This window comes from Nocardioides sediminis, assembly GCF_003047295.1.
Classification (GTDB): domain Bacteria; phylum Actinomycetota; class Actinomycetes; order Propionibacteriales; family Nocardioidaceae; genus Nocardioides; species Nocardioides sediminis.
The window spans coordinates 20,778-45,553 of record NZ_PZYZ01000005.1; the positions used below are offsets into that span (position 1 = coordinate 20,778).

Below are 24,776 nucleotides of genomic sequence, written 5' to 3' on the forward strand. Positions count from 1 at the left end.
GCGTACGAGGCGTCAGGTCGCGCGCCGCAGGTCCGGCAGCAGCGCGACGAGCCCGAGGACCGGGAGGACGGCGAGCGCGGCCAGGCTGCCCGGGATCCCGATGACCTCGCCGAGCCCGGCAACGACCGCCGAGCCGACGCTCCCGCCGACGAGGAAGAGCAGGGTGGCGATCCCGAGCGCGACACCGCGGACGTCGGCGTGCACGGCGTCGCCGACCAGGGCGGTCAGCGCGGGCTGGCCGAGCCCGAAGGAGATGGTCGCCAGCGCGACCGCGACGCCGACCGGGACGGGTGCGACGAGCGAGGTGCCGAGCGCGGCGAGGAGCATCGTCAGGGCCGCCACCACGCCGCTGACCGCGAGCGACCACGACCCGCCGATCCGCTCCAGCAGCGGCCCGGCGAACCGGGGCACGAGCAGCGCGACGACGGCGCTGGGCACGAGCAGCAACCCGACCTCCCACGGCTCCCACCCGGCGTGGACGAGGACGGCGGGTACGCCGACCAGCAGGGCGAACCACGAGGCCGGCACCGACGCGGCGGCGAGCGCCGAGCGGACGACCCGGCCGTTGCGGATGACCGCCACCGGCAGGAAGCCGTGCGGGCGGTGCCGCACCCGGAGCGCGACCAGCGGGGCACCCAGCAGCACCATCAGCGCCCCCGCCGTGGCGATCGCGAGCCCGCTCGTCGGCGACTGCACGAGCAGCACGAGCCCACCCGAGGTGATGGCGACCAGCACCGCGCCGAGGACGTCGAGCCGGGCGCCGGTGCCGCCCCCGGCGAGCGCGCGCCAGAGGAACGGCAGCACGGCCACGCCGAGGATCGGCAGCGCCATCACCGCGCGCCACCCGAGTGCGTGCTCCACCAACCCGCCCGCGAGGGGCCCGAGGCAGCTGATGGCGGCGGCCATGCCGGCCAGCCGGCCGAGCGCGAGCCCACGCACCGAGCCGTCGTACCTCGCGCTGAGAGCCGCGACGCCGAGCGTCGGCACGGCCGCGGCCCCGGCGCCCTGGAACAGCCGGGCCACGAGCAGCACCTCGAAGGTCGGCGCGAGCGCGGCGGCGACGGCGCCGACGGTCATCAGGGTGACGCCGAAGACGAGCGGCAGGCGTACGCCGACCAGGTCGCTGACCCGGCCGTAGACCGCCGTGGTGACGGCCAGCATGAGCACGTAGAGGCTGATGCTCCAGGCCGCGGACCCGACGCTGACGCCGAGGTCGGGGGCCATCAGCGGCAGCGCGACCGCCGCCGAGGAGGAGCCCATGCCGGCGAGGCCGAAGAGGAGGCCGAGCAGGAGCGAGACCCGCTTGGCGTCGGAGGGGACCGGCGCGCGGGTCGTCTCTGTCTGCACCACGTCCGGTCGCAACACCCGCCGGCGCCGTGCCATTCCTGCGACGGCCCTCAGACGTCGGTGACGCGCAGCCCCGCGTGGCACTTGTAGCGCCGGTTGATCGCGATCAGGTTGGCCGTGAGGGCCTCGACCTGGTGCGCGTTGCGCAACCGTCCGCCGTACAGCCCGCGCATGCCGGGGACGGTGTCGGCCAGCTCCTGGACCAGCGTGGTGGCCTCGCGGTCGTCGCCGAGGACGAGCACGTCGGTCTCGACGCGCTCGACGGCGGGGTCCTCGAGCAGCACGGCGGAGACGTTGTGGAAGGCCCCGACGACGCGGGACCCGGTGAGGATCGCGGCGGCCTGCTGGGTGGCCGACCCCTCCTCCACCTGCAGCGCGAAGGGCCCCTGCTTGTCGAAGCCCAGCGGGTTGACGCAGTCGACGACGACCTTGCCGGCCAGCGGCTCCCGCAGCGACTCGAGCAGCTCGCGGTGCCCCTCCCACGGTACGACGACCAGCACGACGTCGCCCGCGGCCGCCGCGTCGGCGTTGCTCGCCCCCGCCACGGGCTTGCCGGTCGCCTCGGAGACCAGCGCGGCGGCGGCCTCCGCGCGCTCGGCGGTGCGGCTGCCGAGCACGACCGTGAGCCCGGCCGCGGCGAACCGGCGCGCCAGCCCGCGCCCCTGCGGGCCGGTGCCGCCGAGCACGGCGATGGTCTGGTCGGCGATGCGGGGGGCGGGGAGCGCGGTCTCGGTCACGCGGCGAGGCTAGCGTCCGCGCCCCGACGGGCCGCCGCGCGTCCACCCCACCCCCAGGTGGGTCAGGGGTTGTCCGGCGCCGTCGTGCGAGACACCGTGGGGGGATGACCAAGCGAATCGCATTCCTGACCGCGTCCGAGGGCATCGAGGCAGTGGAGCTCACCGAGCCATGGGACGCCGTGACCGGCGCCGGCCACACGGCCGAGCTGCTGTCCCCGGACTCCGGCGAGGTCCAGCTCTTCAACCACCTCGACAAGGCCGAGACCCGCTCCGTCGACAAGGCGGTCGGCGACGCCTCCGTCGACGACTACGACGCGCTCGTGCTCCCCGGCGGCGTCGCCAACCCCGACGCCCTGCGGATGGACGAGGGTGCCGTGTCGTTCATCAAGGCGTTCGTCGCCTCGGGCAAGCCCGTTGCCGCGATCTGCCACGCCCCGTGGACCCTGGTCGAGGCCGGCGTCCTGTCCGGCAAGCGGGTCACGTCGTGGCCGAGCCTGCAGACCGACATCCGCAACGCCGGCGGCGACTGGGTCGACGAGGAGGTCGTCGAGGACGGCAACCTCATCACCTCCCGCAACCCCGACGACCTGCCGGCGTTCAACAAGGCGGTCCTCGCCGCCCTCGGCTGATCGATCAGTCGTTGCTCGGGCCGCTGGCGACCAGCCAGCGGCCCAGCAGCGTCCCGTCCTGCTCGATCAGGGAGTGCGGGCGCAGCGCCACGTCGACTTCGGGCCCGGCGGTGATCCGCACGTGGTCGCCGCAGCTCAGCCGCGGCACGACCGTCAGGCACAGCTCGTCGACGACCCCGGCCTCCAGCATCGCGGCGAAGAGCCCCGGGCCGCCCTCGCACAGCTGGTCGACCCAGCCCCGCGCGGCCAGCCGCGCCTTGAGCGCGACCAGGTCGACCTCGTCCTCGCCGAGCACCATCACCTGGTCGTCGCCCAGCAGGGACCGGGCGTCCGACAGTCCCGAGGCGGAGGCGGTCGTCGCCATCAGGATCCGACCCTCCGGGGCCCCGCGCAGCGTCTCGGGCACGTCCCCCGACCGGCTCACGACGACCAGCGGCAGCCGCGGGACGTCGTACCCCTCGTCGCGGAGCGTCCCCGCGCCGACCACGAGGCAGTCGGCCTGCCGCCGCAGCGAGTCGAAGACCCGCTTGTCGACCGCGTTGTTGATGCTCTTGCTGAGCCCGTCGCCGCCCTGGGCGGCGCCGTCGACCGTGCTGACGAAGTTGACCCGCAGCCACGGCTCGGCCAGCGGCGCGTAGGCCTCCGCGAGCTCGTCGTCGGTCAGGTCGGCCAGGTGGGGCAGGGAGAGGGTCACGCGCTCCATCCTGCCGCCTATAGTCTCTGGGGTGATCACCCTCTCGGACCTCGCGGCCCTCCAGGCGCAGCACGGCGACGCCTGGGACGCCCCGGTCGAGCCCGTGACGCTCGACGGCCCGGCCGGCGAGGTGGTGATCGGCGACGGCCCGGTCACGCTGATGGGCTGCGTCAACCTGTCGCGCGACTCCACCTACCGGGAGAGCGTGGCGACCGGTCCCGACGACGCCGTCCGGATGGGACGCATCCAGGCCGCCCAAGGCGCCGCGATCATCGACCTCGGCGCCGAGTCGAGCAACGCGTACGCCGCCCGGGTCACCCCTGCCGACCAGGTCAAGGCGCTGGTCCCGGTGGTCGAGCGGCTGGCCGCCGAGGCCCTCGTCTCCGTCGAGACCTACGAGCCCACCGTCGTCGCCGCCTGCCTCGACGCCGGCGCGCGCGTCCTCAACATGACCGGTCGCGAGCACGAGGACGAGATGCTCACGCTCGCCGCGCAGCACGACGCCGCGGTGGTGATGTGCTTCGGCGAGACCGCCAACGTGCGCGAGGCCTCCGACGTGCCGCCGGACGCCGACCCGCTGCCCGTGCTGCTCGACCACTTCGGGCCGCGCCTCGAGCGGGCCCGGGCGCTGGGTGCCGACAACGTGGTGGTCGACCCGGGGATGGGCTTCCACTACGGCAACCTGGTCGACCCGCTGACCCGGGCGCTCCACCAGGCGCGGGTGTTGGCGAACACCTTCCGGCTGCGCCCCCTGGGCGTCCCCGTGTGCAACGTGCTGCCGCACACCTACGACCTCTTCGGCGACGAGTTCCGCAAGGGCGAGGGGTTCTTCGGCGTCTTCGCGGCGCTCGGCGGCTCGCACCTGCTCCGGGTGCACGAGGTCCCGCACCTGCGGGTCGTGCTCAACGCCCTGCGGGCGCTCGAGGTGCGCTGAGGCTCAGCCCAGCAGCGCGGCGAACCGCCGGTTCATGTCGGCGACCGCCTCGGCGGCGGCACCACTGAACGGCACCATGTCGACGAACCCGTGGATCATCCCGTCGTACCGCACCTGCTCGGCCTCGACCCCGGCGGCGCGCAACGCCTCGGCGTAGGCCTCGCCCTCGTCGCGGAGCGGGTCGAACTCGGCGGTGACGACCAGCGCGGGCGCCACCTCGGACAAATCGCCGTGCAGCGGCGCGAGCCGCGCGAGCTCGGTGGCCAGGTCGACGTCGGCGGGCACGTAGTGCGAGCTGAACCACTCCATCATCGCGGTGGTCAGGAAGAGGCCCTCGCCGTTCTCGGTCCGGGACGGGTAGTCGCCGATCCCGTCGGTGACCGGGTAGATCAGCAGCTGGGCCGCGAGCACGTCGCCGAGGTGCTGGGCGACGACGGCGGCCAGGTTGCCGCCCGCGCTGTCGCCGCCGACGGCCAGTCTTTCGTCACCACCCAGCTCGCCGAGGTGGGCCGCGGCCCACTCGGTGGCGGCGAGGGCGTCCTCCAGGCCGGCCGGGAACGGGTCCTCGGGCGCCAGCCGGTAGTCCACGCTCAGCACCGCCACCCCGGCGTCGCGGCAGATGCGGCGGCAGGTCTGGTCGTGGGTGTCGAGGTCGCCGATGACGAACCCGCCGCCGTGGAGGTAGACCAGCGTCGGCCAAGGCCCGTCGCCCTCCGGCCTGTAGAGGCGCGCGTCCCGCTCCCCCGCCCCGCCGGGCACCGTCATGTCCTCGACGGACCCGACCGGCACGACGTCCTCGGGCTTGACCAGGTCGACCGACAGCGCCCGCATCCCCTGCCGTGCGCGCTCGGGCGTGCCCTGCTCCATCGGCGGGTAGCCGGCGGCGTCGATGAAGGCGAGCATGTCCTTGAGCTGGGGGTCGAGGGGCATGCGCGCCAACCTAGCCGCCGCCGACGAATCAGCGCAGGAAGCGCCGGATCCCGCCGACCAGCGCCGAGGCGTACGCCGCACGCCCGCGCGCCGTCGTCATCCGCCGGGCGTCGCGGGGGTCCCGCATGTTGCCGAGCTCGACCATGACCGTCGGCACGTCGGAGAGGTTGAGCGTGGCCAGGTCGGACCGCACGTCGATCCCGTCCCCGCCGGCGACGTAGTTCGCCACCGGCACGCCCGACCTCGCGAGCCCGGCGCGCACCGAGTGGGCCAGCCGCATCGACGGGCGGGCGATGTCGTCGGTCCAGCCGGCTCGAGCGGGCGGCGCGATGACGTGGAACCCGCGGGCGCCGGCCGCGTAGGAGCCGTCGCCGTGGATGCTGACCTTGAGGTCGGCACCGATCCTGTTGCCCGCACGCCCGCGGACGTCGACGCACGGACCCCAGCGGTCGAGACGGTTGGAGGTGCGGGTCATCACGACCGTCGCGCCGAGGTCGACGAGCCGCGCGCGCACGCGGCGCGAGACCTGCCAGTTGAGGGTCGCCTCCGGGTAGCCGCCGGCGGTCGCCGTCCCGGTCGTGTTGCAGGGCTTGGTGAACCCGCCCGCCGGGACGGGGCGGTTGATCTGGTCGGGAAACCGCGCGTTGCCCAGCTGGTGCCCGGGGTCGAGCACCATGGTCGTGCCGGCGAGCGGGCCGGACGCGACCAGCGCAGCGGCGACCAGCGAGACGAGCATCAGCCCGCGTAGCCCTCGGGGTTCTGCGACTGCCAGCGCCAGGTGTCGGCGCACATCTCCTCGACCGACCGGGTGGTGCGCCAGCCGAGCTCGGCGTTGGCCTTGGCCGGGTCGGCGTAGGACGACGCCACGTCGCCGGGGCGGCGGGCCACGACCTCGTAGGGCAGCTCGCGGCCGACGGCCTTCTCGAAGGCGCGCAGCAGCTCCAGGACGCTGGTGCCGCGGCCGGAGCCGAGGTTCCAGACGTTGACGGGCTCGTCGGTCGAGGCCAGCTTCTCCAGCGCGGCGACGTGCCCGGCGGCGAGGTCCTCGACGTGGATGTAGTCGCGCACGCCGGTGCCGTCGGGGGTGTCGTAGTCGTCGCCGAAGACCTGGAGCTTCTCCCGGCGCCCGACCGCGACCTGGGCGATGTAGGGCATCAGGTTGTTGGGGGTGTCCGACGGGTCCTCGCCGATGGTGCCCGACGCGTGCGCGCCGACCGGGTTGAAGTAGCGCAGCAGGGCGAAGCGCATCCGCGGGTCGGCGTGGGCGACGTCGGTGAGGATCTGCTCCTGCATCACCTTGGTCCAGCCGTAGGGGTTGGTCGCGAACGTCGGCCGCTCCTCGGTCGCCCCGGCCTGGTCGGTGCCGTAGACGGTCGCACTGGAGGAGAACACGAGCTTGTCGACGTCGTACTTCTGCATGGCCCGCACCAGGGAGAACGTCGAGCCGAGGTTGTTCTCGTAGTAGTCCAGCGGCTTGGCGACGCTCTCGCCGACGGCCTTGTAGCCGGCGAAGTGGATGACGGCGTCGAAGTCCTCGGCGGCGAAGAGGTGCTCGGTCTTGTCGTGGTCGCACAGGTCGAAGGAGTGCAGCGGCAGGTGGGTGCCGGTCAGCGCCTCGAGCCGCCCGAGCACGGTCGGCTGGGAGTTGCTGAAGTTGTCGACGATCACCACGTCGTGGCCGGCCTGGACGAGCTGGACGACGGTGTGCGAGCCGATGTAGCCCGTGCCGCCACTGACGAGGATCTTCATGGGCGTCACCCTAGAGCCCCTCCGGCCCGCGATGACGCAGGGACGTCGCGGCTGGCAGACTCCCGCCCATGCCTACCGCACTCATCACCGGGATCACCGGCCAGGACGGCCTCTACCTCGCCGAGCTGCTGCTCGAGAAGGGGTACGACGTCCACGGCATCATCCGGGGCCAGAACAACCCGCGCCGCAGCCTGGTCGAACGGCTGGTCCCGGACGTGACGCTCCACAACGGCGACCTCACCGACTTCTCCAGCCTGATGCGTGCGCTGCGTGACTCCCAGCCCGACGAGGTCTACAACCTCGGCGCCATCAGCTTCGTGGCCTACTCGTGGGAGAACGCCTTCGTCACGAGCGACGTGACCGGCATGGGCGTCCTCAACATGCTGGAGGCCGTCCGGCTGCACGCCGGCGACGACCCGTCCTCCGTGCGGTTCTACCAGGCCTCGAGCTCGGAGATGTTCGGCAAGGTGCAGCAGGTGCCGCAGTCCGAGGAGACCCTGCTGTGGCCGCGGTCGCCCTACGGCGTCAGCAAGGTCTACGGCCACTACATGACCATCAACTACCGCGAGTCCTACGGCATGCACGCCAGCTCGGGGATCCTGTTCAACCACGAGTCCCCGCGGCGCGGCGAGGAGTTCGTGACCCGCAAGGTCAGCAAGGCCGTCGCCGCGATCAAGATGGGCCTGCAGGACGAGATCGTGATGGGCAACCTCGACGCACGCCGCGACTGGGGCTTCGCCGGTGACTACGTCAACGCGATGTGGATGATGCTCCAGCAGCCCGAGGCCGACGACTACGTCATCTCCACCGGGGAGACCCACTCCATCGAGGAGCTCCTGACGGTCGCCTTCGGCCACGTCGGCATCGACGACTGGCGCCGCTACGTCCGCCAGGACCCCCGGTTCATGCGGCCGGCCGAGGTCGACCTGCTGATCGGCGACTCGACCAAGGCGCGCACCAAGCTCGGCTGGGAGCCCAAGGTCGGCTTCGAGGAGCTCGTGGCGATGATGGTCGACGCCGACGTCGAGGCGCTCAAGGCGGGCTGGTGACCCGAGCCCTCGTCACGGGCGTCGGCGGCCAGGACGGCAGCTACCTCGCCGAGCGACTGCTCGCCGACGGCCTCGAGGTCCACGCGCTCGTGCTCCGGGACGAGCAGCGGCCGGAGCACTGCCCGTCCGAGGTCGTCCTGCACGTCGGTGACGTCGCGGACGTCGAGGGCACGCGGCGGCTGGTGCTCGACCTGGCGCCGGACGAGGTCTACAACCTCGCGGCGATCAGCTCGGTGGCGCAGTCCTGGCAGGAGCCCGACCTGGTGGCCCGCGTCAACGGCATGGCCCCGGTGGGCCTGCTCGAGAGCGCCCACCAGCTGCAGGAGCGCGGCCACGACGTGCGCGTCGTGCAGGCGTCGAGCGCCGAGATCTTCGGCGAGCCCGACCGCACGCCGCAGGACGAGGACACCCGGGTCCGGCCCCTCAACCCGTACGGCGCCGCGAAGGCCTACGCCCACCTCGCGGTCGGCGTCGCCCGCCAGCGGGGCCTGCACGCCTCCAGCATGGTGCTCTACAACCACGAGTCCCCGCGCCGGCCGGAGAAGTTCGTGACCCGCAAGATCACCTCGACGGTCGCCGCGATCGCCCGGGGTCGTGCCGACCGCCTGGTGATGGGCAACCTCGACGCCCGGCGCGACTGGGGCTGGGCGCCCGACTACGTCGACGCCATGGTCCGCGCGGCGCGCGCCGACAGCCCCCGCGACTACGTCGTCGCCACCGGCGAGAGCCACAGCGTGGGCGACTTCGTCGCCGCCGCGTTCGCCGAGGCCGGCATCGAGGACTGGCAGCCGCTGGTGCACACCGACCCGGCGTTCGTCCGGCCGGCCGACGCCACCGACCTGGTGGGCGACCCCTCGCTCGCCCGCGCGCTGCTCGGCTGGGCGCCCACGATCGGGTTCACCGAGGTCGTCGCCCGGATGGTCGCCGCCGACCTCGACGGGTGACCACTGGGCCTACAGGGCCCCGCCCACCTCGTCGAGGAGGTCGAGGAGGTAGGCGCCGTACCCGCTCTTGACGAGCGGCTCCGCGCGCTCGCGCAGCTCGTCGTCGGACAGGAAGCCCATCCGCCAGGCGACCTCCTCCGGCGAGCCGACCTTGAAGCCCTGGCGGCCCTCGATGGTGCGGACGAAGTTGCTGGCGTCGTTGAGCGAGTCGAAGGTGCCGGTGTCGAGCCAGGCGGTGCCGCGCGGCAGCACCTCGACCTGCAGCCGGCCCTGCTCGAGGTAGATCCGGTTGAGGTCGGTGATCTCGAGCTCCCCACGGGCCGACGGCTTGAGCTCGGCGGCGTACTCGACCACGTCGTTGTCGTAGAAGTAGAGCCCGGGGACGGCGAAGTGGCTCTTGGGCTTCGCGGGCTTCTCCTCGAGCGAGATCGCGCGACCCGACTCGTCGAACTCCACGACGCCGTACGCCGTGGGATCGGCGACGTGGTAGCCGAAGACCGCCGCTCCGTCGAGGTCCTCGAAGCGGCGCAGCCGGTTGCCGAGCCCGGTGCCGTAGAAGATGTTGTCGCCCAGCACGAGCGCCGCACCCTCGTCGCCGCCTCGCTCGAGGAAGCCGGTGTCGGCGCCGATGATGAAGGCCTGCGCCAGCCCGTCGGGGCTGGGCTGCACGGCGAAGGTGATGTCGATCCCGAACTGCGACCCGTCACCGAGCAGCCGGTGGAAGCCCTCCGCCTCGTGCGGCGTGGTGATGATGAGGACGTCCTTGATGCCGGCCAGCATCAATGTGGTCAGCGGGTAGTAGATCATCGGCTTGTCGTAGACGGGCACGAGCTGCTTGCTGATCCCCAGGGTGATCGGGTGCAGTCGTGACCCGGTGCCGCCGGCCAGGATGATTCCGCGCATGGCGGTCACCCTAGTGGCCTCCCGGCGCCGGACATCACCACCACTAGACTCCGCCACCATGGATCGACTTCTCGTGACCGGCGGCGCCGGATTCATCGGCTCCAACTTCGTGCACCACCTCATGGAGCACACCGACGTGCGGGTGACCGTGCTCGACAAGATGACCTACGCCGCGAGCAAGGAGTCCCTCGACGGGCTGCCCGACGACCGCGTCCGCCTCGTCGTCGGTGACATCGCCGACGCCGACGTCGTCGACCCGCTGGTCGCCGAGCACGACGCGGTCGTCCACTACGCCGCCGAGTCGCACAACGACAACTCGCTCAACGACCCGAGCCCGTTCATCCGGACCAACATCCTGGGCACGTTCACGATCCTCGAGGCGGTGCGCAAGCACGACAAGCGCCTCCACCACGTCTCGACGGACGAGGTCTACGGCGACCTCGAGCTCGACGACCCCAAGCGCTTCACCGAGGACACGCCCTACAACCCGTCCTCCCCCTACTCCGCGTCCAAGGCCGGCTCCGACCACCTGGTCCGCGCCTGGGTCCGCAGCTTCGGCGTGCAGGCCACCGTGTCCAACTGCTCCAACAACTACGGCCCCTGGCAGCACATCGAGAAGTTCATCCCCCGCCAGATCACCAACGTCATCGACGGGATCCGCCCCAAGCTCTACGGCTCCGGCGAGAACGTCCGCGACTGGATCCACGCCGACGACCACTCCTCGGCCGTGTGGACGATCCTCAACAAGGGCGAGATCGGCGAGACCTACCTCATCGGCGCCGACGGCGAGAAGAACAACCTCGAGGTCGTCAAGCTGATCCTCAAGCTGATGGGCAAGGCCGAGGACGACTTCGACCACGTCAACGACCGCGCCGGCCACGACCTGCGCTACGCCATCGAGTCCGGCCGGCTGCGCCAGGAGCTCGGCTGGCAGCCGCAGTACCAGGACTTCGAGTCCGGGCTGGCCGACACCATCGAGTGGTACCGCACCCACGAGGACTGGTGGCGCCCGGCCAAGGAGGCCACCGAGGCGACGTACGCCGCCAAGGGCATGTGATGTCCCTCCCCTCCCTCGAGACCACTCCGATCCCCGGTCTCCTGGTCGTCCGGCTCGACCGCCGCGACGACGCGCGCGGGTTCTTCAAGGAGAACTGGCAGCGGCAGAAGATGCTGGCCATCGGGCTGCCGGACTTCGGCCCGGTGCAGAACAACGTCTCCTTCAACACCGACCGGGGCGTGACCCGCGGCATCCACACCGAGCCGTGGGACAAGTTCGTGTCGCTGGCGACCGGCCGGATCTTCGGGGCCTGGGTGGACATGCGCGAGGGCGAGTCCTTCGGCGCGACCTTCTCCCTCGAGATGGACACCTCGGTGGCGGTCTTCGTCCCCCGCGGCGTCGGCAACAGCTACCAGACCCTCGAGGACGCGACCGCCTACACCTACCTCGTCAACGAGCACTGGCGCCCGGGCATCACCTACCCCGCGCTCGCGCTCGCCGACCCGACGGTCGCGATCCCGTGGCCGATCCCGCTGGCCGACGCGATCATCTCCGACAAGGACCAGCACAACCCGGCGCTGGACCCCGCCACCGCGATCCCGCCGAAGAAGACGCTGGTGCTCGGCGCCGGCGGCCAGCTGGGCAAGGCGCTGCTCGCCGCGATCCCCGAGGCTGAAGGGGTCGACCGCGACACTCTCGACATCACCGACGCCGCCGCCGTCGCCGGCTGGCCGTGGCACGACTACGCCGTGGTCCTCAACGCCGCGGCGTACACCGCCGTCGACGCGGCCGAGACCCCCGAGGGCCGCCGCAGCGCCTGGGCGGCCAACGCGGCCGCGCCCGCGACGCTGGCGCGGCTGGCCCGCGAGAACGGCTTCACGCTCGTCCACTACTCCTCGGAGTACGTCTTCGACGGCACCGTCGAGGAGCACAGCGAGGACGAGCCCCTCTCCCCGCTGGGCGTCTACGCCCAGACCAAGGCGGCCGGCGACCTGGCGGTGGCCCTCGCGCCCCGGCACTACCTGCTGCGCACGTCGTGGGTCATCGGCGAGGGCAAGAACTTCGTCCGCACCATGCAGGCCCTCGCCGGCAACGGCGTCTCGCCCGCGGTGGTGTCCGACCAGGTCGGGCGCCTGACCTTCACCGACGAGCTGGTGCGGGCGACGCGCCACCTGCTCGACTCCGCCGCCGAGCACGGCACCTATCACGTCTCCAACGGCGGCCGCGCGATGTCGTGGGCGGAGATCGCGCAGGCGGTCTTCGAGCGCTCGGGCCGGTCGGCCGGGGACGTCACGCCCATCACGACCGACGCCTACGCCGCCGGCGTGCTCGCCAAGGGTCAGCCCTTCGCCCCGCGTCCCCTGCGCTCCGCCATGTCGCTGGACAAGGTCCGGGCCAGCGGCTTCGAGCCCGAGGACGCGCTGGTCGCGCTGGACCGCTACCTGTCCGCCTGACTCCTGCGCCCTGACGTCGGCAGTTCGGCGCGACGCGGACCGCACCGAGTCGTCGTACCCGCGTCGCACGGACGAACTGCCGACACGAGACCTGTGGATGACCGGAGCGGGCTCCGACCGATCCCCGGCAGGGTGGCGCCGTGGACGAGGTGGTGCGGGCGCTGCGGGAGCGCGGTGGCGTCACGAGCTGGTCGGAGCTCAAGGCTGTCACGCCACGCGAGCACCTCGAGCAGTCGCTCGAGGACCGCACGATCACCCGCATCCGTCGCAACCTCTACGTCCTCGCGGACCTGCGGGAGGTACGACGCCTCGCCGTCGAGGCGGGCGGGGTGGCGTCGCACCTGACGGCCGCCCAGCACTGGGGCTGGAAGGTCAAGGACCCACCGGCCAGGCCGTGCATCACCGTGGCTCGCGGAGCACGCCGCCCCCGCGGCGACCTCGAGGTGCACTGGCAGGACCTGCCGTCGTCGGACGTGGTCAACCACGTCACCCGCCGCCTGGCGACCGTCATCGCCTGTGCCCGCTCCTACGAGCCCGACGTGGCCCTGTGCGTCGCCGACTCCGCGCTGCGCGAGGGGCAGGTCACCCGGACGCGCCTGGAACAGGCCGCGGCGGCATCACCGCGGACGGGCCGGAGCCGCGCCCTCAGGGTCGTGGAGCTCGCCGACGCCCGCGCGGCCAACCCCTTCGAGTCGGTCCTGCGGTGGCTGTCCCTCGGCGTCCCGGGTCTCGCGGTGGTCCCGCAGGTGGAGATCGAGGGCGTGGGCCGCGTCGACCTGTACGACGAGCGCCTCGGCATCGTCGTCGAGGCTGAGTCGTGGGAGTTCCACGGGACCCGGGACGCGTTCGCCCGCGACGTGCACCGCTACACCGCCTGCGCGCGGAAGGGGCTGACCGTGGCGCGCTTCACCTGGCACGAGGTCATGCACCGCCCCGACTACGTGCGCGCGGCGCTCAGCGACGTCGTACGCGCCCGATCGATCTGACCCTGCGTCGGCAGTTGGGCGCCGTCACACCCGGCGGCACGCTCGGCCGTCCGCGACAGGTCGCGAGCTGCCGACGCCAGGGCCCTCAGGCCTGGGCGTCCGAGCGGCCGTAGTCGTCCTCGAGCCGGCAGATGTCGTCCTCGCCGGTGTAGGCGCCGCGCTGCACCTCGATGATCACCAGCTCCTCGTCGTGGGCGTTGGTGATGCGGTGCGCCGCACCCTGGGCCACGTCGATGGAGTGTCCCGCCTCGGCGACGACCGTCTCACCGTCGACGACGCAGGTGGCGGTCCCGGTCAGGACCACCCAGTGCTCCGAGCGGTGCTCGTGGGTCTGGTAGGACAGCCGCTGCCCCGCAGACACGTGGATGCGCTTGACCTTGTAGCCGTCGCCCTCGTCGATGACGTGCCACGAGCCCCACGGGCGCTCTTCCCAGTCCAGCGACATGCGTTCCTTCTCCCCAGTTCGGTTCCGAGAGCGCTCAGGCTACCGGGAGGCGAGTCCGGCATTGCCACTCGGGCGGACACGTTTGGCACCATGTCCCGCATGCCTTCCCCCCGGCGTGCCGACGCTCCGTCACGCGGTCTCGGCCTCCGTCACGCCGTCCTCCTCGTCGGCTTCGTCGTCGTCGGCCTGTGCCTGCTCGCCATCCCCTTCCTCGGTGCGCCGGGCTCGGCGCAGGCGGCACGGGCGGACCTCGACGCCGCGCAGGCCGCCCTCCAGGAGGGGGACGTCGCCGCGGCGTCCGAGCACACGGCCAGCGCCCGCGGGCACGTGGACGAGGTCCAGGACGCCGTCCAGGGGGTCGGGGGTGACGTCTGGAGCGTCGTCCCGGTCGCCGGGGGGCCGGTCCGGGACGTACGCCGCCTCGGCAACGCGCTCGACGACCTCACGGCCATCGCCGAGATCGGCGTGGACGCGTGGCCGCAGCTGAGCGGCGAGAAGTCCACCCTCTTCGACAACGGCAACGTCGACCTGCCGACGCTGGAGCGGCTCCTGGCCGACCTCGACGGCGTCGCCGAGCGCGCCGAGGCCGCCGAGGCCGAGCTCGCCGACGTCGAGGACGAGCGCCTGGGGGTCGGCACCCGGCTCGCCGACCTGCGGGACCAGGCGCTGGAGCGGGTCACACCGATCTCCAGCGGCATCCGGTCGGTCCAGCCCATGCTCGAGGTGCTCCCCGGGGTGCTGGGGGCCGAGGGCGAGCGCAAGTACCTCGTGGCCATGCTCAACCCGGCCGAGATGCTCTACTCCGGCGGAACCCCGCAGACCTTCACCACGATGGCGTTCGACGACGGTCGCATCAGCATCGGGGAGACGATCGACCTGGCGACCTCTCGTGGAGCCTTCCAGCGCCGCTACTGGAAGAAGGTCAAGGGCAACCCCTTCCACCGCGGCAAGCTGCAGGTCGCCCTGTCGACCTTCGCCCCCGACTGGGAGGTGTCCGGCAACGAGCTCGTCAACGCCTGGCGCGCCTTCCGCGGCCGCCCCATGGCCGGCGTCATCGCCGTCGACGTCGTGGCGCTGGCCGACCTGGCGGCGATCACCGGCCCGATCGACCTGCCGCCCTACGGCACCCTCACGGCCGACAACCTGGTCGAGAACCTCGTCGGCAGCTACGACGAGCACCCCGACAACCTGGCCCGCCACGAGACCAACCGAGCACTGGTCCCGCTCTTCCGCGAGCGGCTCTTCGGCCAAGGCCACCTCGCGGAGAAGGTCCAGGTCCTGGGCGACGCGGCGCGCGGGCGGCACTTCGCCACCTACTTCCGCGACGCCGAGGTCCAGGCGGCCTTCGCCGACGCCGGCCTCTCGGGCGAGCTCGCCGAGGCGGAGCACGACTACCTCGGGGTCTTCACCCAGAACGCCGTCGGCAGCAAGTCCGACTACTGGCAGCGCCGCACGGTCTCGTCCCGGGTGGACGTCCGGCGCGACGGCAGCGCCCGGGTCCGGCTCGAGGTCGCGATCCACAACGACTCCCCGCCGTACGTCCAGCCGGTGCCGGACCTCAAGACCGGCTACTTCACGCGGTGGAACACCCTGAGCATCGCCCCGTTCATCGCGCCCGGCGCCACCATCCGATCGGCGGCGGTCGACGGGCAGGAGTTCGACTTCAACCAGGGCGACTTCTTCGGCCGCCCCTTCCTGCGCAGGACGGTCGAGTTCGCACCCCAGGCGCGGCACACGCTGACAGTGACCTACGACGTCCCGAGCGCCGCAGCGGTGGGCGACGACGGCGGGCTGACCTACGTCCTCGACCTCGACCCCCAGGGGATGGTCGACCCGCAGGCGATGGACGTGCGGGTCAGCTGGCCGCGCGGCTTCCGGGCGGACCCCGACCAGGACGGCTGGCGCTCGCCGCGCGGCCGTACTTCGACCTACCGGACCGACGGGCTGACCGAGACGACCACCCTGCGCGTCACCGCTCGTCGCTGACGGGAGCCGTCTCGCGCTTTGGGTGGGTGCCGGGGGCAACCGATAGAGTGGCCGCGCTCCGGGACGGACACTCCCCCCACGAGACGACGGGTAGCACGTGGAACTGAAGGACTATTGGCGCACGGTCCGTCGACGGTGGAAGGTCGTGCTGGCGTGCCTCGTCGGCGCCCTGGCCGTCGCCGCCCTCCTGACCCTCCAGTCGACGCCGCAGTACTCGTCCTCCACGCGACTGTTCGTGTCCACCACGAGCGAGTCCGACTCGAGCTCGGCCTACACGGGCAACCTGTTCGCCACCCAGCGGGTGACGTCGTACGCCGACCTCGTCACCAGCCGCGCGCTGGCCGACCAGGTGGGCGGTGTGCTGGGCGACGGCTCGGACTCGGGCGAGCTGATGGACGCAGTCTCCGCCAGCGTGGTCCCCGAGACGGTGATCCTCGAGATCACCGCCGTCGACGCCGATCCCGACCGCGCCCGCGCCGTCGCGCAGGCCTACGGCGAGGAGCTCGCCGCGCTGGTCCGTGAGCTGGAGACGCCCGAGGGCAGGAACCGCGCACCCATCCGGGCCACGATCATCGACGACGCCGTCGAGTCGGCCACGCCCGTCTCGCCGCAGCCGCTGCGCAACATGGCGCTCGCCGGCGTGCTGGGTCTCCTCCTGGGCATCGGCGCCGCCGTGGCCCGCGAGCTCCTCGACACCTCGCTCAGGTCCAGCGACGACATCGGTGACGTCACCGACGCGCCGATCCTGGGCAACATCGCGACCGACGAGGCGGCCAACCTCGCGCCCCACGAGGTGCTGAGCACCGCCACCCCCTGGGCCGAGGCCTTCCGCGTGCTGCGCACCAACATGCAGTACGTCGAGGTCGACGAGGAGCAGAAGGTCATCGTGATGACCAGCTCGCTGCCCGGCGAGGGCAAGACGACCACGGCGATCAACCTCGCGCTCACGACCGCGATGGCCGGCCAGCGCGTCGTCCTGGTCGAGGCCGACCTGCGTCGCCCCCTGGTCGCCTCCCGCCTGGGCCTCGACGGCGCCGTGGGCACCACCAGCGTGTTGATCGGCAAGGTGTCCCTCGCCGACGCCCTCCAGGAGTACCGCGACTCCGGCCTCCACGTGCTCGCCTGCGGGCCGATCCCGCCCAACCCCTCCGAGCTGCTCCAGTCGCACGCGATGGAGGCCCTGCTGGCCGACCTGCGCCGCGACTTCGACGTCATCATCATCGACGCTCCCCCGCTGCTGCCGGTCACCGACGCCGCCCTCCTGGCCGCCCAGGCCGACGGCGCGGTCGTCGTCGTCCGCCACGGCCGCACCACCCGCGACCAGCTCGAGCACTCCGTGGAGCGGCTCGAGGCGGTCGACGCCAAGGCCCTCGGCGTGGTCATCAACCAGGCGCCGAGCCGCAAGAACCGCACGGGCTACGGCTATGGCTACGGCTACGGCTACGGCTACGGCTTCGAGACCGAGGTCGACACCAGGCGCTCCCGCAGCGAGGCCTCGGCCCGCACCAAGGCGGAGAACAAGGCCGAGGGTCGGGGAACCGTCACCTCCGGCAGGGGCGGCCGTCGCCGGGCGTGACCTAGGCTGGGTCCGTGGCCTTCTTCGAGTTCCAGGGGTACGTCTACCTCGCCATCACGCTCGCCCTGCTGGCGGTCAAGTCCTACGCGTTCATCAGCTCGCTGATGTTCTCGGCCGAGGCCTACACGGCCACCGGCAAGCTCACCAAGCCAGCGTGGACGATCATCCTGGGCATCGGCCTGCTCTCCCAGGTGCTGCTGATGAACGCCAATCCGATCAACCTGATCCACCTGGCCTTCACCATCGCGGCGCTGGTCTACCTCGCCGACGTGCGCCCGGCGCTCGCCGAGGTCACCAGCGGCCGCTGACCGCGGCGCCGAGCACTACACACGACAACGACCCCCAGCCCGTCGGGCTGGGGGTCGTCGCGTGTTCCGGATCAACAAGCCCTAGAAGAGGGCCAGCTGGTCGTCGTCGGTGCCGGGTGCGGCACCAGTCCTTCAGTCGCCGACCTTCTCGGCGGCCTCGGTGGCAGCCTGGGCCGCGTTGGACGCGGTCTTCTTGGCCGCGGTGGCGGTGGCCTTGGCGCTGCTCTGCGCGGTGGAGGTCGCCTTGGCGGGGGCCTTGCGGGCCGGGGCCTTCTTGGCGGCGGTCTTGGTGGCGGGCGCCGAGGTGGTGCTCTTGGCGGCGGCCGTCTTGGTGGTGCTCTTCTTCGCCGTGCTCTTCTTGGCGGCCGTCTTGCGGGCGGTCGCGGTCTTCTTGGTGGCGGTGGTCTCGGCGTCCACGGCCTTCTTGGCCTGCGTGGCGGTGGTCTTGGCCTTGGTCACGGTGGTCTTCGCCGAGGCGGCGGTCGCCTGGGTCGACTGCTGGCGGCGCACGCGGCCGACGAGCGTCTCCCCGCGCTTGACCAGCTCGGCGTAGGTGTCGGTGGCCTGCGAGACGTTGTCGTCGACCAGCTTCTGGACCTTGCCGGGGTAGGCCTTGGCCTCGGCCTGGAGCTCGGCGACGCGGGACTCGATGGCCTCGCGGCGGGCCTTGGCGTCCTTGGCGAGGGCGTCGACGCGGGCGCTCACGACGGTGGTGGCGCGCTCGCGAAGGGCCTTGGGGTCGCCGGCGGTCTTCTGCACGTCGGCGACGCGGGCGGTGACGTCCTTCTGGACGCCCGCGATGCGGGTCTGGGTCTCGGTGACGAGGTCGCGGACGACCTCGACGGCGAGGTCGGTGACGCCGACGTAGGCGTACACGGGCTTCGGGAGGGTGCTCTTGGCCATGGTGGTGCTCCTTCTTCTCTGTGGGGTGCCGACCCGATCGCGGTGATCGTGGCCGGGTCGGATCAGGACTGCTCGCCCGCTTGCCCCGCCTGCCCTGCGTTGAGGGCGAGGAAGGAGGCGTAGACGTCCAGCAGGGACTGCTTCTGCCGCTCGGTCAGGCCGGTGTCGGCCAGGACGGCCAGCTCGACCGACCCCCCGACGCCGGGCTCGGGGCTCACGATCCCCGCGCGGACGTAGAGCTGCTCGGCCGAGATCCGCAGCGCCTTGGCGATCTGCTGCAGGACCTCGGCAGAGGGGCGGCGCAGACCACGCTCGATCTGGCTGAGGTAGGGGTTGCTGACGCCGACCTGCTCGGCGAGCTGCCGCAGGGAGAGTCGCGACGCGAGCCGCTGCTCCCTGAGGAAGTCACCGAGGGACTCGACGACGGTCTTCCCGTCCTTGCTGCCCTTGCTCATGTCTCCATAGTGCTAACACCAGTTAGCAGAATGCAAACTCCTCGGGCGTGAGTGGCCTCACACTCCCGACCAGGACTGGGAGATCGCTGCTAGCTACCAGCTCGCGCGGATCTCCCCCACCGGCTCCCCGCCGCCCAGCAGCAGGTGCTCGCCCGTGCGTCGTACGGCGTCCGCGTCCACGCCCTCGAGCTCGAGGACACCCGAGCGGCGCATCGCCTCGGCCATCAGCACCGGGCGCACCCGCGGGGCGCCGTCGTCGGTCTTGAGCGCGAACGCGCGCCCGTCCGGCAGGGCGACGGCGTAGCAGGACTCGGCCCCGGCCTTGCCGATCGCGCCCGGGATCGCGGTCAGCAGCGCGAGCTCGTCGCGCCGCGTCCCCGAGACGTACGCCGGGTGCTCGCGGATCGCGTCCGCCACCCGGCGCTCGGGCCCGTCGGTCGCCACCGCCAGGGTCCGGAAGGCGCGGGCGAGCCCGACCAGGGAGGTGGAGAGCAGCGGCGCCCCGCAGCCGTCGACCGCCACGGTGGTCACGGGCTCGCCGGTCAGCTCGGCGAAGGTCTCGGCGATCGCCCTCTGCAGCGGGTGGTCGGGGGCCAGGTAGGTCTCGACCGGCCAGCCGTTGAGGACGCAGGTGGCGAGCATGGCCGCGTGCTTGCCGGAGCAGTTCATCAGGATCGGCGTCCGGGCACCGCCGCCGCGGACCACCTCGTCGCGCGCCTGGTCGTCGATCGGGTAGTCCGGTGGCGTCTGGAGGGCGTCCTCGGTCAGCCCGGCGGAGGCGAGGATGCGCCGCGCTCCCTCGACGTGGAACGGCTCGCCCGAGTGGGAGGCGCACGCCAGCGCGAGCAGGTCGGGCGGCAGGTCGAGGCCCGCGCGCACCATGGCCAGGGCCTGGACGGGCTTGTTGCAGGAGCGCGGCAGCACCGGCTCGTCCACCACCCCGACCGACCAGTCGACGCCGCCCTCGGGGTCGAGGGCCACCACGGATCCGTAGTGGTGCCCCTCCACGAACCCCGAACGCACGATCTCGGCCACCACCACAGGACTCGACATGGCTGCAGGCTACCGACGGCCCGACTGGCAGGATTGACCCGTGTCGACCCCCCAGCACCACCCCAGCCCGCGCGAGCTCGACGACCTGGAGCTCCTCACCACGGGGGCCGTGCACCCGCTGACGGCGTTCAACGCGCCCGGCAGCGTGCTGACCCTCGACCTGCCGACCGAGCTGGCCGCGGCCGACGAGGTCGAGCTGGTCGACCCCGAGGGCCTGCCGCTGGCGCGCGTGGCGCCTGCGACGGGCGAGGTGACCGGGCTGACGCACGCGCAGTACGGCCCCTTCCGTCGCCTCTACCTGACCGCGCGCCAGGTCCGCGAGCAGCACGCCGGCCGCACGGTCGTGCCCGTCACCGACGCCCTCACCGCCCCGCAGCTCGAGGAGGTCCGCGGCCTCGGCCCGGCCCTGCTGCTGGTCTTCGCCGGGCACGGCACCTCCGACCTCTCCCCCGTCGCGCTGATCCGCGCCACCCTGGCCGCGGCCGACCTGCTCGACGACGCCGTCGTGGTCGTGGTGCCGCTCGCCGACCACGGCGACGCGCAGGCCGACCACGAGCTGGGCGTCCGGGTCGCCGAGACCTACGCCGGCACCGACCCCGTGCACGCCCTCTCGGACGCCGAGGATGCGCCCTACCCGCCCACCATCCAGGCCGTCGTCGACCGCGACCTGCCCGAGCCGGGCGAGCAGGGCCTCGTGCTCTTCTTCACCGGCCTCTCGGGCAGCGGCAAGTCCACGCTGGCCCGCGCCCTGATGGACCGGGTGCTCGAGCAGGGCGAGCGGACGGTCACGAGCCTGGACGGCGACGTCGTACGCCGCCACCTCTCGGCCGGCCTCGGGTTCTCCCGGGAGGACCGGGAGACCAACATCACCCGCATCGGCTGGGTGGCCGCCGAGATCGCCCGGCACGGCGGCGTGGCGATCTGCAGCCCCATCGCGCCCTTCGCCTCCACCCGCGCCACGGTGCGCGGGATGGTCGAGGACGCCGGCGGTGAGTTCTTCCTCGTCCACGTGGCCACGCCGCTGGAGGAGTGCGAGCGCCGGGACCGCAAGGGCCTCTACGCCAAGGCCCGCCGCGGCGAGATCCCCGACTTCACCGGCATCTCCTCGCCCTACGAGGAGCCCGACGACGCCGCCGTGCGCGTCGACACGACCGGCCGGACGATCGAGGACGCCCTCGACGACGTCCTGGAGGCGCTGGCCGCCACCGGCCACCTCGACCTCGCCCCGACTCCGGCGGTCGAGCCCCGAGCCGCGGTCTCACCGCTGCGGGAGGAGCAGGGCACGACCTCCGCGCTGGTCGAGCAGCGAGGGACGAGTGTGTCGAAACCGACCCCGGACACCGGCCCCATCCGGGTCCTCTTCGTCTGCACCGCCAACATCTGCCGCTCGGCCTGGCTCGAGCAGGCCGCCCGCGGCCTGGCGAGGGACGGCCTCGAGTTCTCCAGCGCGGGGACGCACGGCTTCGACTCCCACCCGATGGACGTCGTGATGTCCGGCACCCTCGACTCGGCCGACGACACCTTCCGGAGCCGCCGGCTCACCCGCGACCTCATCGACGACGCCGACCTCGTGCTCACCGCCGAGCGCAGCCACCGCGCCTTCATCCTCGAGGAGCACCCCCAGGCGCTGCGCAAGGTCTTCACCCTCGGCCAGTTCGCCCGGGCCGCCGAGGCCCATCCCGACCTCCGCGGCCGCGAGCTGCTCGCGACGGCGGGCCAGCGGCGTGCGGCGCCCCTCCCCGAGGACGACATCGACGACCCCTACCGGCGCGGGAATGCGGCGGCTGCGGCCGCAGCGGGCAAGATGTCGACAATGTTGAGCGTGATTGTGGAAGCGCTCGCCGAGGAGGACTGATGGCCGAGCTGCTCACCCTGACCGCCCTGTCGATCCTGGTGGCGGGGTTCGTCGTGGGCATCGTCGTCGGGCTGACCGGCATGGGCGGCGGCGCGCTGATGACGCCGGCCCTGCTCTTCCTGGGCGTGGGCGAGGCGGCGACCGTGGTCACCGCCGACCTGACGGCGGCGGCCGTCTACAAGACCGGCGGCGCGATCGTGCACCAGCGCGAGGGCTCGCCCAACATGCAGCTGGCCAAGTGGCTGATGATCGGGTCGATCCCGATGGCCCTGCTGGGGCCCCACCTCATCGCGTGGTTCACCGACGACGCCGAGCAGCTCAACCACGTGCTGGTCATCTGCATCGGCTTCGCGCTGCTCCTCGCCGCGGCGACCTACGCCCTGCGGCTCTACGTCAACCTGCGGCGCGTGCGCTCCGGCACCCACGTCCACGACGACAACCCCGCCATCCGCGTGGTCCCGACCCTGCTCGTCGGCATGCTCGGCGGCCTGCTCGTCGGCATCACCAGCGTCGGCTCCGGCTCGGTGATCATGATCGCCCTGCTGATGCTCTACCCCGGCCTGTCGGCGGTGAAGCTGGTCGGCACCGACCTGGTGCAGGCGGTGCCGCTGGTGCTGGCCGCCGCCATCTCCAACATCGCCCTGCACGGGATCGACTGGGGCATCCTGGTCCCGCTGCTCATCGGGTCCGTCCCCGGCACCATCCTCGGCTCCAAGCTGGCCCCGCGCGTGCCGCAGTCCTTCATCCGGCGTGGCATCGTCGTCGTGCTGACCATGAGCGGCGTAGCCCTGCTCGACAAGTCCGGCTGGGCGCCGCTGGGCGTGGAGGAGACGCACCCGTTCCTGATCGCCGGCGTCGGCCTGGCCGTCCTGCTGGTCCTGCCGATCGTCTGGGGCTTCCTGCGCCGGTCGCAGGGCCTGCCGATGTTCGGCTCCCCTACCATCGCCGAGCTCGAGGACCCGGACTACACGCCGGGCGTCATCGGGATGAAGCGCACCGGTCGCTGACGGCGGTCAGCAGGACGAGGCGAAGCGCTCGTCGTTGTCCCCGGGCAGCACGCCCGGGGTGAGCCCGAGCAGCCCGTCACCGGTCTGGCCCGGACCGGTGGACATCCGCCACTCGACCACGACGTCCTCGCCGCCGAGGAGCACCGACTGGCTGGCCACCGGGCGTCCGTCGAGGTCGACGACGGTGAGCGGGGTGGCCTCCCGGCCGTCGACGCGCACGTCGTCCACCGTCCCCCCGTGGGGTCCATGCAGGTGCACGGACACCGACTGGAGGCCGGGCTGGACGCCGCTCACCCCGCTGCCGGTGACGTAGGTCGGCAGGGTGGCCGCGACCGCGGGGTCGATGTCCTGTGAGAGCGTCATCGAGCCGGTGAGGACCTGCCGGTCGCCCTCGCAGCTGGTGGCCCGCACGTCCGCGTCGTAGCGCAGGAAGTAGGACATCTTCGCCCCGGTGCGGTCGTCGAGGGACACGTCGACGTGCGGGGTGGCGCCGTCGTCCTGGGTCAGCAGGCCGGCCGCGCTCGTCCCGTCGATGGTCCTCTGCTCGGCCGCGTGGACGCTGGACACGAGGAGGCGGTCCTCCCGCGCGGCCCGGGTGAGCCCGCGGGCGAACTCCATCGGGTCGGCCAGGTCCCTGGTCCCGGCGTCGAAGATGGCGCGCGCCGCCTGCTGGAAGTAGGCGTCCTGGGCGCTCTCCGGCAGCTCGACGTAGGCCCGGTGGAGCAGGGTGGCGGCGGCGTTGTCGGCGGTGATGGTGGTGTCCGCCACGGTGACCGGACCGGTGCCTGCCAGCAGGTAGGACAGCGCGACCGGGTCGATCGCCACGACGCCGTCGAGCCGGCGTCCGGGGTGCCGCTCCTCCCAGCGCTGCCTCATCAGCGCGGCGGCCCGGGGGAAGTGCGGGCTGGAGGTCGCGTCCGTGAAGGTCGCTCCCAGCCGGGCGCCGTAGACGGCCTGCTCGGCCGGGCTCGTCGCCAGTGGTGGCGTGCGCCGGCCCATCTCCTCCCCCGTGCCCTGGGAGAGCATCTGCAGCCGGCCGGACTCGGCGACCACCTCGGCGAAGCTGCCGGGCAGGCCGCCGCTGCCCCGGATCTCCGCGTTGTTCTGGAACACCAGGAGGTAGCGCCGCGGACCGTCGCCCCCGAGCATGGACGGCAGCAGCGACACCGCGGTCCGGGCCGAGCCGAGCCCCGAGGCGATGTCGTCGACGGCGTCGACGTACTCCTCGTAGCGGCTCTTCAGCGGGGCGGCGAAGCCGTCGGTGTCGACGTCCGCCACCTCGTCGGACGCCCGGCTCGCGGCGGCGTGCGCGACCCCGACCGGCGTCTGGAGGTCGCGCACCACCTCCAGGTCGATGCCGTCGTCGGAGTGCACGGCCCCCACCAGCTCCGACGTACGCCGCAGCGGTTCGACGGCGCCGCTCGCGAGGTCGTCCAGCGACCGGGCGAGCGCGCGTACGCCTACCGCGTCGTCTCCCCACACGGGCGCGGCGGTGAGCACGCCCCACACCATCCCCTCGGTGCGCTCCGCAGCGGCGCGTGCCTCGCGGGCCAGGTCGGTGCCGGCCTCGTCCGCGGCCTCCTCGTCCACCCCGTCCAGAGCGGTGCGCAGGACCTGGACGTGCTGCTCGGCGGCCTGGAGATGGTTCCTGACCTGCCACGCCTGCCACCCGGCATAGAGCGCGAACGCGACGAGCAGCAGGGCCAGCAGCCCCAGCAGCGCCATCCCCCGTCGGACCATGACCGATGATCACCGCGCGCGCGACGTCCATGACGCGTCTGGTCTAGTCATCCCCAATTCAGGTCAGGCCGGGTTGCCGGGCCGCCCCGGCCCGA

General features: G+C 72.5%; 24 protein-coding genes. 12 read left to right on the forward strand and 12 right to left on the reverse strand.

Translation table 11 applies throughout. The features are described 5' to 3' along the window. Positions 1–12: 12 nt before the first annotated feature. Together DAI17_RS12450 and npdG are read right to left on the reverse strand one after the other, a co-directional pair. On the reverse strand, positions 13–1,350 hold the full coding sequence (locus DAI17_RS12450; RefSeq protein ID WP_159081512.1) for an MFS transporter: 1,338 nt from the start codon (positions 1,348–1,350) through the stop codon (positions 13–15). A gap of 47 nt (positions 1,351–1,397) precedes the next feature. Continuing rightward, positions 1,398–2,084, reverse strand: a complete 687-nt coding sequence (npdG, locus tag DAI17_RS12455; RefSeq protein ID WP_107773417.1) for an NADPH-dependent F420 reductase — start codon at positions 2,082–2,084, stop codon at positions 1,398–1,400. Positions 2,085–2,188: 104 nt separating this feature from the next. Between npdG and DAI17_RS12460 the strand changes: the two genes are divergently transcribed. Then, on the forward strand, positions 2,189–2,713 hold the full coding sequence (locus DAI17_RS12460) for a type 1 glutamine amidotransferase domain-containing protein (RefSeq protein ID WP_107773419.1): 525 nt from the start codon (positions 2,189–2,191) through the stop codon (positions 2,711–2,713). Between the two features lie 4 nt (positions 2,714–2,717). Here the strand turns inward: DAI17_RS12460 and DAI17_RS12465 are convergent, their stop codons facing one another. After that, positions 2,718–3,407: a dihydrofolate reductase family protein gene (locus DAI17_RS12465; RefSeq protein ID WP_234412481.1), complete on the reverse strand. Its 690-nt coding sequence runs from the start codon at positions 3,405–3,407 to the stop codon at positions 2,718–2,720. A 31-nt stretch (positions 3,408–3,438) separates the two neighbouring features. Between DAI17_RS12465 and DAI17_RS12470 the strand changes: the two genes are divergently transcribed. Continuing rightward, the gene (locus DAI17_RS12470) at positions 3,439–4,341 is read left to right on the forward strand and encodes a dihydropteroate synthase (protein WP_107773423.1); all 903 of its coding nucleotides are present in this window, start codon (positions 3,439–3,441) and stop codon (positions 4,339–4,341) included. Positions 4,342–4,344: 3 nt separating this feature from the next. On the opposite strand, the gene DAI17_RS12475 is transcribed toward DAI17_RS12470, so the two are convergent. Genes DAI17_RS12475 through galE form a run of 3 tightly spaced genes read right to left on the reverse strand, consistent with a single transcriptional unit; the run spans position 4,345 to position 7,020 of the window. Beyond that, positions 4,345–5,271 (reverse strand): alpha/beta hydrolase, encoded by a 927-nt coding sequence (locus DAI17_RS12475; RefSeq protein ID WP_107773425.1) that lies wholly within the window; start codon positions 5,269–5,271, stop codon positions 4,345–4,347. 28 nt (positions 5,272–5,299) lie between these two features. Beyond that, positions 5,300–6,007, reverse strand: a complete 708-nt coding sequence (locus DAI17_RS12480) for an N-acetylmuramoyl-L-alanine amidase family protein (protein ID WP_107773427.1) — start codon at positions 6,005–6,007, stop codon at positions 5,300–5,302. Then, positions 6,007–7,020, reverse strand: coding sequence for a UDP-glucose 4-epimerase GalE (gene galE / locus DAI17_RS12485; RefSeq protein WP_107773429.1), 1,014 nt, complete (start codon positions 7,018–7,020; stop codon positions 6,007–6,009). Before galE ends, DAI17_RS12480 begins: the two co-directional genes overlap by 1 nt. 68 nt (positions 7,021–7,088) lie before the next feature. Here galE and gmd point away from each other — a divergent pair, with 68 nt between their 5' ends. Then, a complete protein-coding gene (gene gmd, locus DAI17_RS12490) occupies positions 7,089–8,069 on the forward strand; it encodes a GDP-mannose 4,6-dehydratase (protein WP_107773431.1) in 981 nt (326 codons plus the stop codon). Continuing rightward, positions 8,066–9,013: a GDP-mannose 4,6-dehydratase gene (locus DAI17_RS12495; protein ID WP_107773433.1), complete on the forward strand. Its 948-nt coding sequence runs from the start codon at positions 8,066–8,068 to the stop codon at positions 9,011–9,013. The genes gmd and DAI17_RS12495 overlap by 4 nt, the downstream gene beginning before the upstream one ends. A gap of 9 nt (positions 9,014–9,022) precedes the next feature. On the opposite strand, the gene rfbA is transcribed toward DAI17_RS12495, so the two are convergent. Next, positions 9,023–9,916 (reverse strand): glucose-1-phosphate thymidylyltransferase RfbA, encoded by an 894-nt coding sequence (gene rfbA, locus DAI17_RS12500; RefSeq protein ID WP_107773804.1) that lies wholly within the window; start codon positions 9,914–9,916, stop codon positions 9,023–9,025. 58 nt (positions 9,917–9,974) lie between these two features. Between rfbA and rfbB the strand changes: the two genes are divergently transcribed. From rfbB to DAI17_RS12515, 3 genes are all read left to right on the forward strand, one after another. Next, a complete protein-coding gene (gene rfbB, locus DAI17_RS12505; protein WP_107773435.1) occupies positions 9,975–10,973 on the forward strand; it encodes a dTDP-glucose 4,6-dehydratase in 999 nt (332 codons plus the stop codon). After that, the gene (locus tag DAI17_RS12510; protein WP_107773805.1) at positions 10,973–12,367 is read left to right on the forward strand and encodes a sugar nucleotide-binding protein; all 1,395 of its coding nucleotides are present in this window, start codon (positions 10,973–10,975) and stop codon (positions 12,365–12,367) included. Before rfbB ends, DAI17_RS12510 begins: the two co-directional genes overlap by 1 nt. A gap of 140 nt (positions 12,368–12,507) precedes the next feature. Beyond that, complete coding sequence (locus DAI17_RS12515; protein WP_107773436.1) at positions 12,508–13,353, forward strand: PDDEXK family nuclease; 846 nt, start codon at positions 12,508–12,510, stop codon at positions 13,351–13,353. 85 nt (positions 13,354–13,438) lie between these two features. Here DAI17_RS12515 and DAI17_RS12520 read toward each other — a convergent pair whose 3' ends face one another. Further along, on the reverse strand, positions 13,439–13,798 hold the full coding sequence (locus tag DAI17_RS12520) for a phosphomannose isomerase type II C-terminal cupin domain (RefSeq protein WP_107773438.1): 360 nt from the start codon (positions 13,796–13,798) through the stop codon (positions 13,439–13,441). A 99-nt stretch (positions 13,799–13,897) separates the two neighbouring features. Here DAI17_RS12520 and DAI17_RS12525 point away from each other — a divergent pair, with 99 nt between their 5' ends. The 3 genes from DAI17_RS12525 to DAI17_RS12535 all read left to right on the forward strand — a co-directional run bounded on the left by DAI17_RS12525 (position 13,898) and on the right by DAI17_RS12535 (position 17,668). Beyond that, complete coding sequence (locus DAI17_RS12525; protein ID WP_107773439.1) at positions 13,898–15,784, forward strand: DUF4012 domain-containing protein; 1,887 nt, start codon at positions 13,898–13,900, stop codon at positions 15,782–15,784. A 97-nt stretch (positions 15,785–15,881) separates the two neighbouring features. Further along, the gene (locus DAI17_RS12530) at positions 15,882–17,360 is read left to right on the forward strand and encodes a polysaccharide biosynthesis tyrosine autokinase (protein WP_107773441.1); all 1,479 of its coding nucleotides are present in this window, start codon (positions 15,882–15,884) and stop codon (positions 17,358–17,360) included. A 14-nt stretch (positions 17,361–17,374) separates the two neighbouring features. Next, positions 17,375–17,668, forward strand: a complete 294-nt coding sequence (locus DAI17_RS12535) for a DUF2516 family protein (RefSeq protein WP_107773443.1) — start codon at positions 17,375–17,377, stop codon at positions 17,666–17,668. A 132-nt stretch (positions 17,669–17,800) separates the two neighbouring features. On the opposite strand, the gene DAI17_RS12540 is transcribed toward DAI17_RS12535, so the two are convergent. The 3 genes from DAI17_RS12540 to DAI17_RS12550 all read right to left on the reverse strand — a co-directional run bounded on the left by DAI17_RS12540 (position 17,801) and on the right by DAI17_RS12550 (position 20,079). After that, positions 17,801–18,571: a hypothetical protein gene (locus tag DAI17_RS12540; RefSeq protein ID WP_107773445.1), complete on the reverse strand. Its 771-nt coding sequence runs from the start codon at positions 18,569–18,571 to the stop codon at positions 17,801–17,803. A gap of 62 nt (positions 18,572–18,633) precedes the next feature. Further along, on the reverse strand, positions 18,634–19,026 hold the full coding sequence (locus tag DAI17_RS12545) for a helix-turn-helix domain-containing protein (protein WP_107773447.1): 393 nt from the start codon (positions 19,024–19,026) through the stop codon (positions 18,634–18,636). A gap of 93 nt (positions 19,027–19,119) precedes the next feature. After that, a complete protein-coding gene (locus DAI17_RS12550) occupies positions 19,120–20,079 on the reverse strand; it encodes an asparaginase (RefSeq protein WP_107773449.1) in 960 nt (319 codons plus the stop codon). Between the two features lie 40 nt (positions 20,080–20,119). Here DAI17_RS12550 and cysC point away from each other — a divergent pair, with 40 nt between their 5' ends. Continuing rightward, positions 20,120–21,934 (forward strand): adenylyl-sulfate kinase, encoded by a 1,815-nt coding sequence (gene cysC / locus DAI17_RS12555; protein ID WP_107773451.1) that lies wholly within the window; start codon positions 20,120–20,122, stop codon positions 21,932–21,934. After that, the gene (locus DAI17_RS12560) at positions 21,934–22,941 is read left to right on the forward strand and encodes a sulfite exporter TauE/SafE family protein (RefSeq protein WP_107773453.1); all 1,008 of its coding nucleotides are present in this window, start codon (positions 21,934–21,936) and stop codon (positions 22,939–22,941) included. Before cysC ends, DAI17_RS12560 begins: the two co-directional genes overlap by 1 nt. Positions 22,942–22,947: 6 nt before the next feature. On the opposite strand, the gene DAI17_RS12565 is transcribed toward DAI17_RS12560, so the two are convergent. Next, complete coding sequence (locus tag DAI17_RS12565) at positions 22,948–24,681, reverse strand: DUF4012 domain-containing protein (protein WP_107773456.1); 1,734 nt, start codon at positions 24,679–24,681, stop codon at positions 22,948–22,950. Positions 24,682–24,776 lie beyond the last annotated feature (95 nt).

What these genes read in the sequence shown, in the direction of transcription:
- DAI17_RS12460 (WP_107773419.1), top strand. Translation starts at nt 2,189, where the DNA reads ATGACCAAGCGAATCGCATTCCTGACCGCGTCCGAGGGCATCGAGGCA.
- DAI17_RS12475 (WP_107773425.1), bottom strand. Translation starts at nt 5,271, where the DNA reads ATGCCCCTCGACCCCCAGCTCAAGGACATGCTCGCCTTCATCGACGCC.
- DAI17_RS12480 (WP_107773427.1), bottom strand. Translation starts at nt 6,007, where the DNA reads ATGCTCGTCTCGCTGGTCGCCGCTGCGCTGGTCGCGTCCGGCCCGCTC.
- galE (WP_107773429.1), bottom strand. Translation starts at nt 7,020, where the DNA reads ATGAAGATCCTCGTCAGTGGCGGCACGGGCTACATCGGCTCGCACACC.
- gmd (WP_107773431.1), top strand. Translation starts at nt 7,089, where the DNA reads ATGCCTACCGCACTCATCACCGGGATCACCGGCCAGGACGGCCTCTAC.
- rfbA (WP_107773804.1), bottom strand. Translation starts at nt 9,916, where the DNA reads ATGCGCGGAATCATCCTGGCCGGCGGCACCGGGTCACGACTGCACCCG.
- rfbB (WP_107773435.1), top strand. Translation starts at nt 9,975, where the DNA reads ATGGATCGACTTCTCGTGACCGGCGGCGCCGGATTCATCGGCTCCAAC.
- DAI17_RS12510 (WP_107773805.1), top strand. Translation starts at nt 10,973, where the DNA reads ATGTCCCTCCCCTCCCTCGAGACCACTCCGATCCCCGGTCTCCTGGTC.
- DAI17_RS12520 (WP_107773438.1), bottom strand. Translation starts at nt 13,798, where the DNA reads ATGTCGCTGGACTGGGAAGAGCGCCCGTGGGGCTCGTGGCACGTCATC.
- DAI17_RS12525 (WP_107773439.1), top strand. Translation starts at nt 13,898, where the DNA reads ATGCCTTCCCCCCGGCGTGCCGACGCTCCGTCACGCGGTCTCGGCCTC.
- DAI17_RS12540 (WP_107773445.1), bottom strand. Translation starts at nt 18,571, where the DNA reads ATGGCCAAGAGCACCCTCCCGAAGCCCGTGTACGCCTACGTCGGCGTC.
- DAI17_RS12545 (WP_107773447.1), bottom strand. Translation starts at nt 19,026, where the DNA reads ATGAGCAAGGGCAGCAAGGACGGGAAGACCGTCGTCGAGTCCCTCGGT.
- DAI17_RS12550 (WP_107773449.1), bottom strand. Translation starts at nt 20,079, where the DNA reads ATGTCGAGTCCTGTGGTGGTGGCCGAGATCGTGCGTTCGGGGTTCGTG.
- DAI17_RS12560 (WP_107773453.1), top strand. Translation starts at nt 21,934, where the DNA reads ATGGCCGAGCTGCTCACCCTGACCGCCCTGTCGATCCTGGTGGCGGGG.
- DAI17_RS12565 (WP_107773456.1), bottom strand. Translation starts at nt 24,681, where the DNA reads ATGGTCCGACGGGGGATGGCGCTGCTGGGGCTGCTGGCCCTGCTGCTC.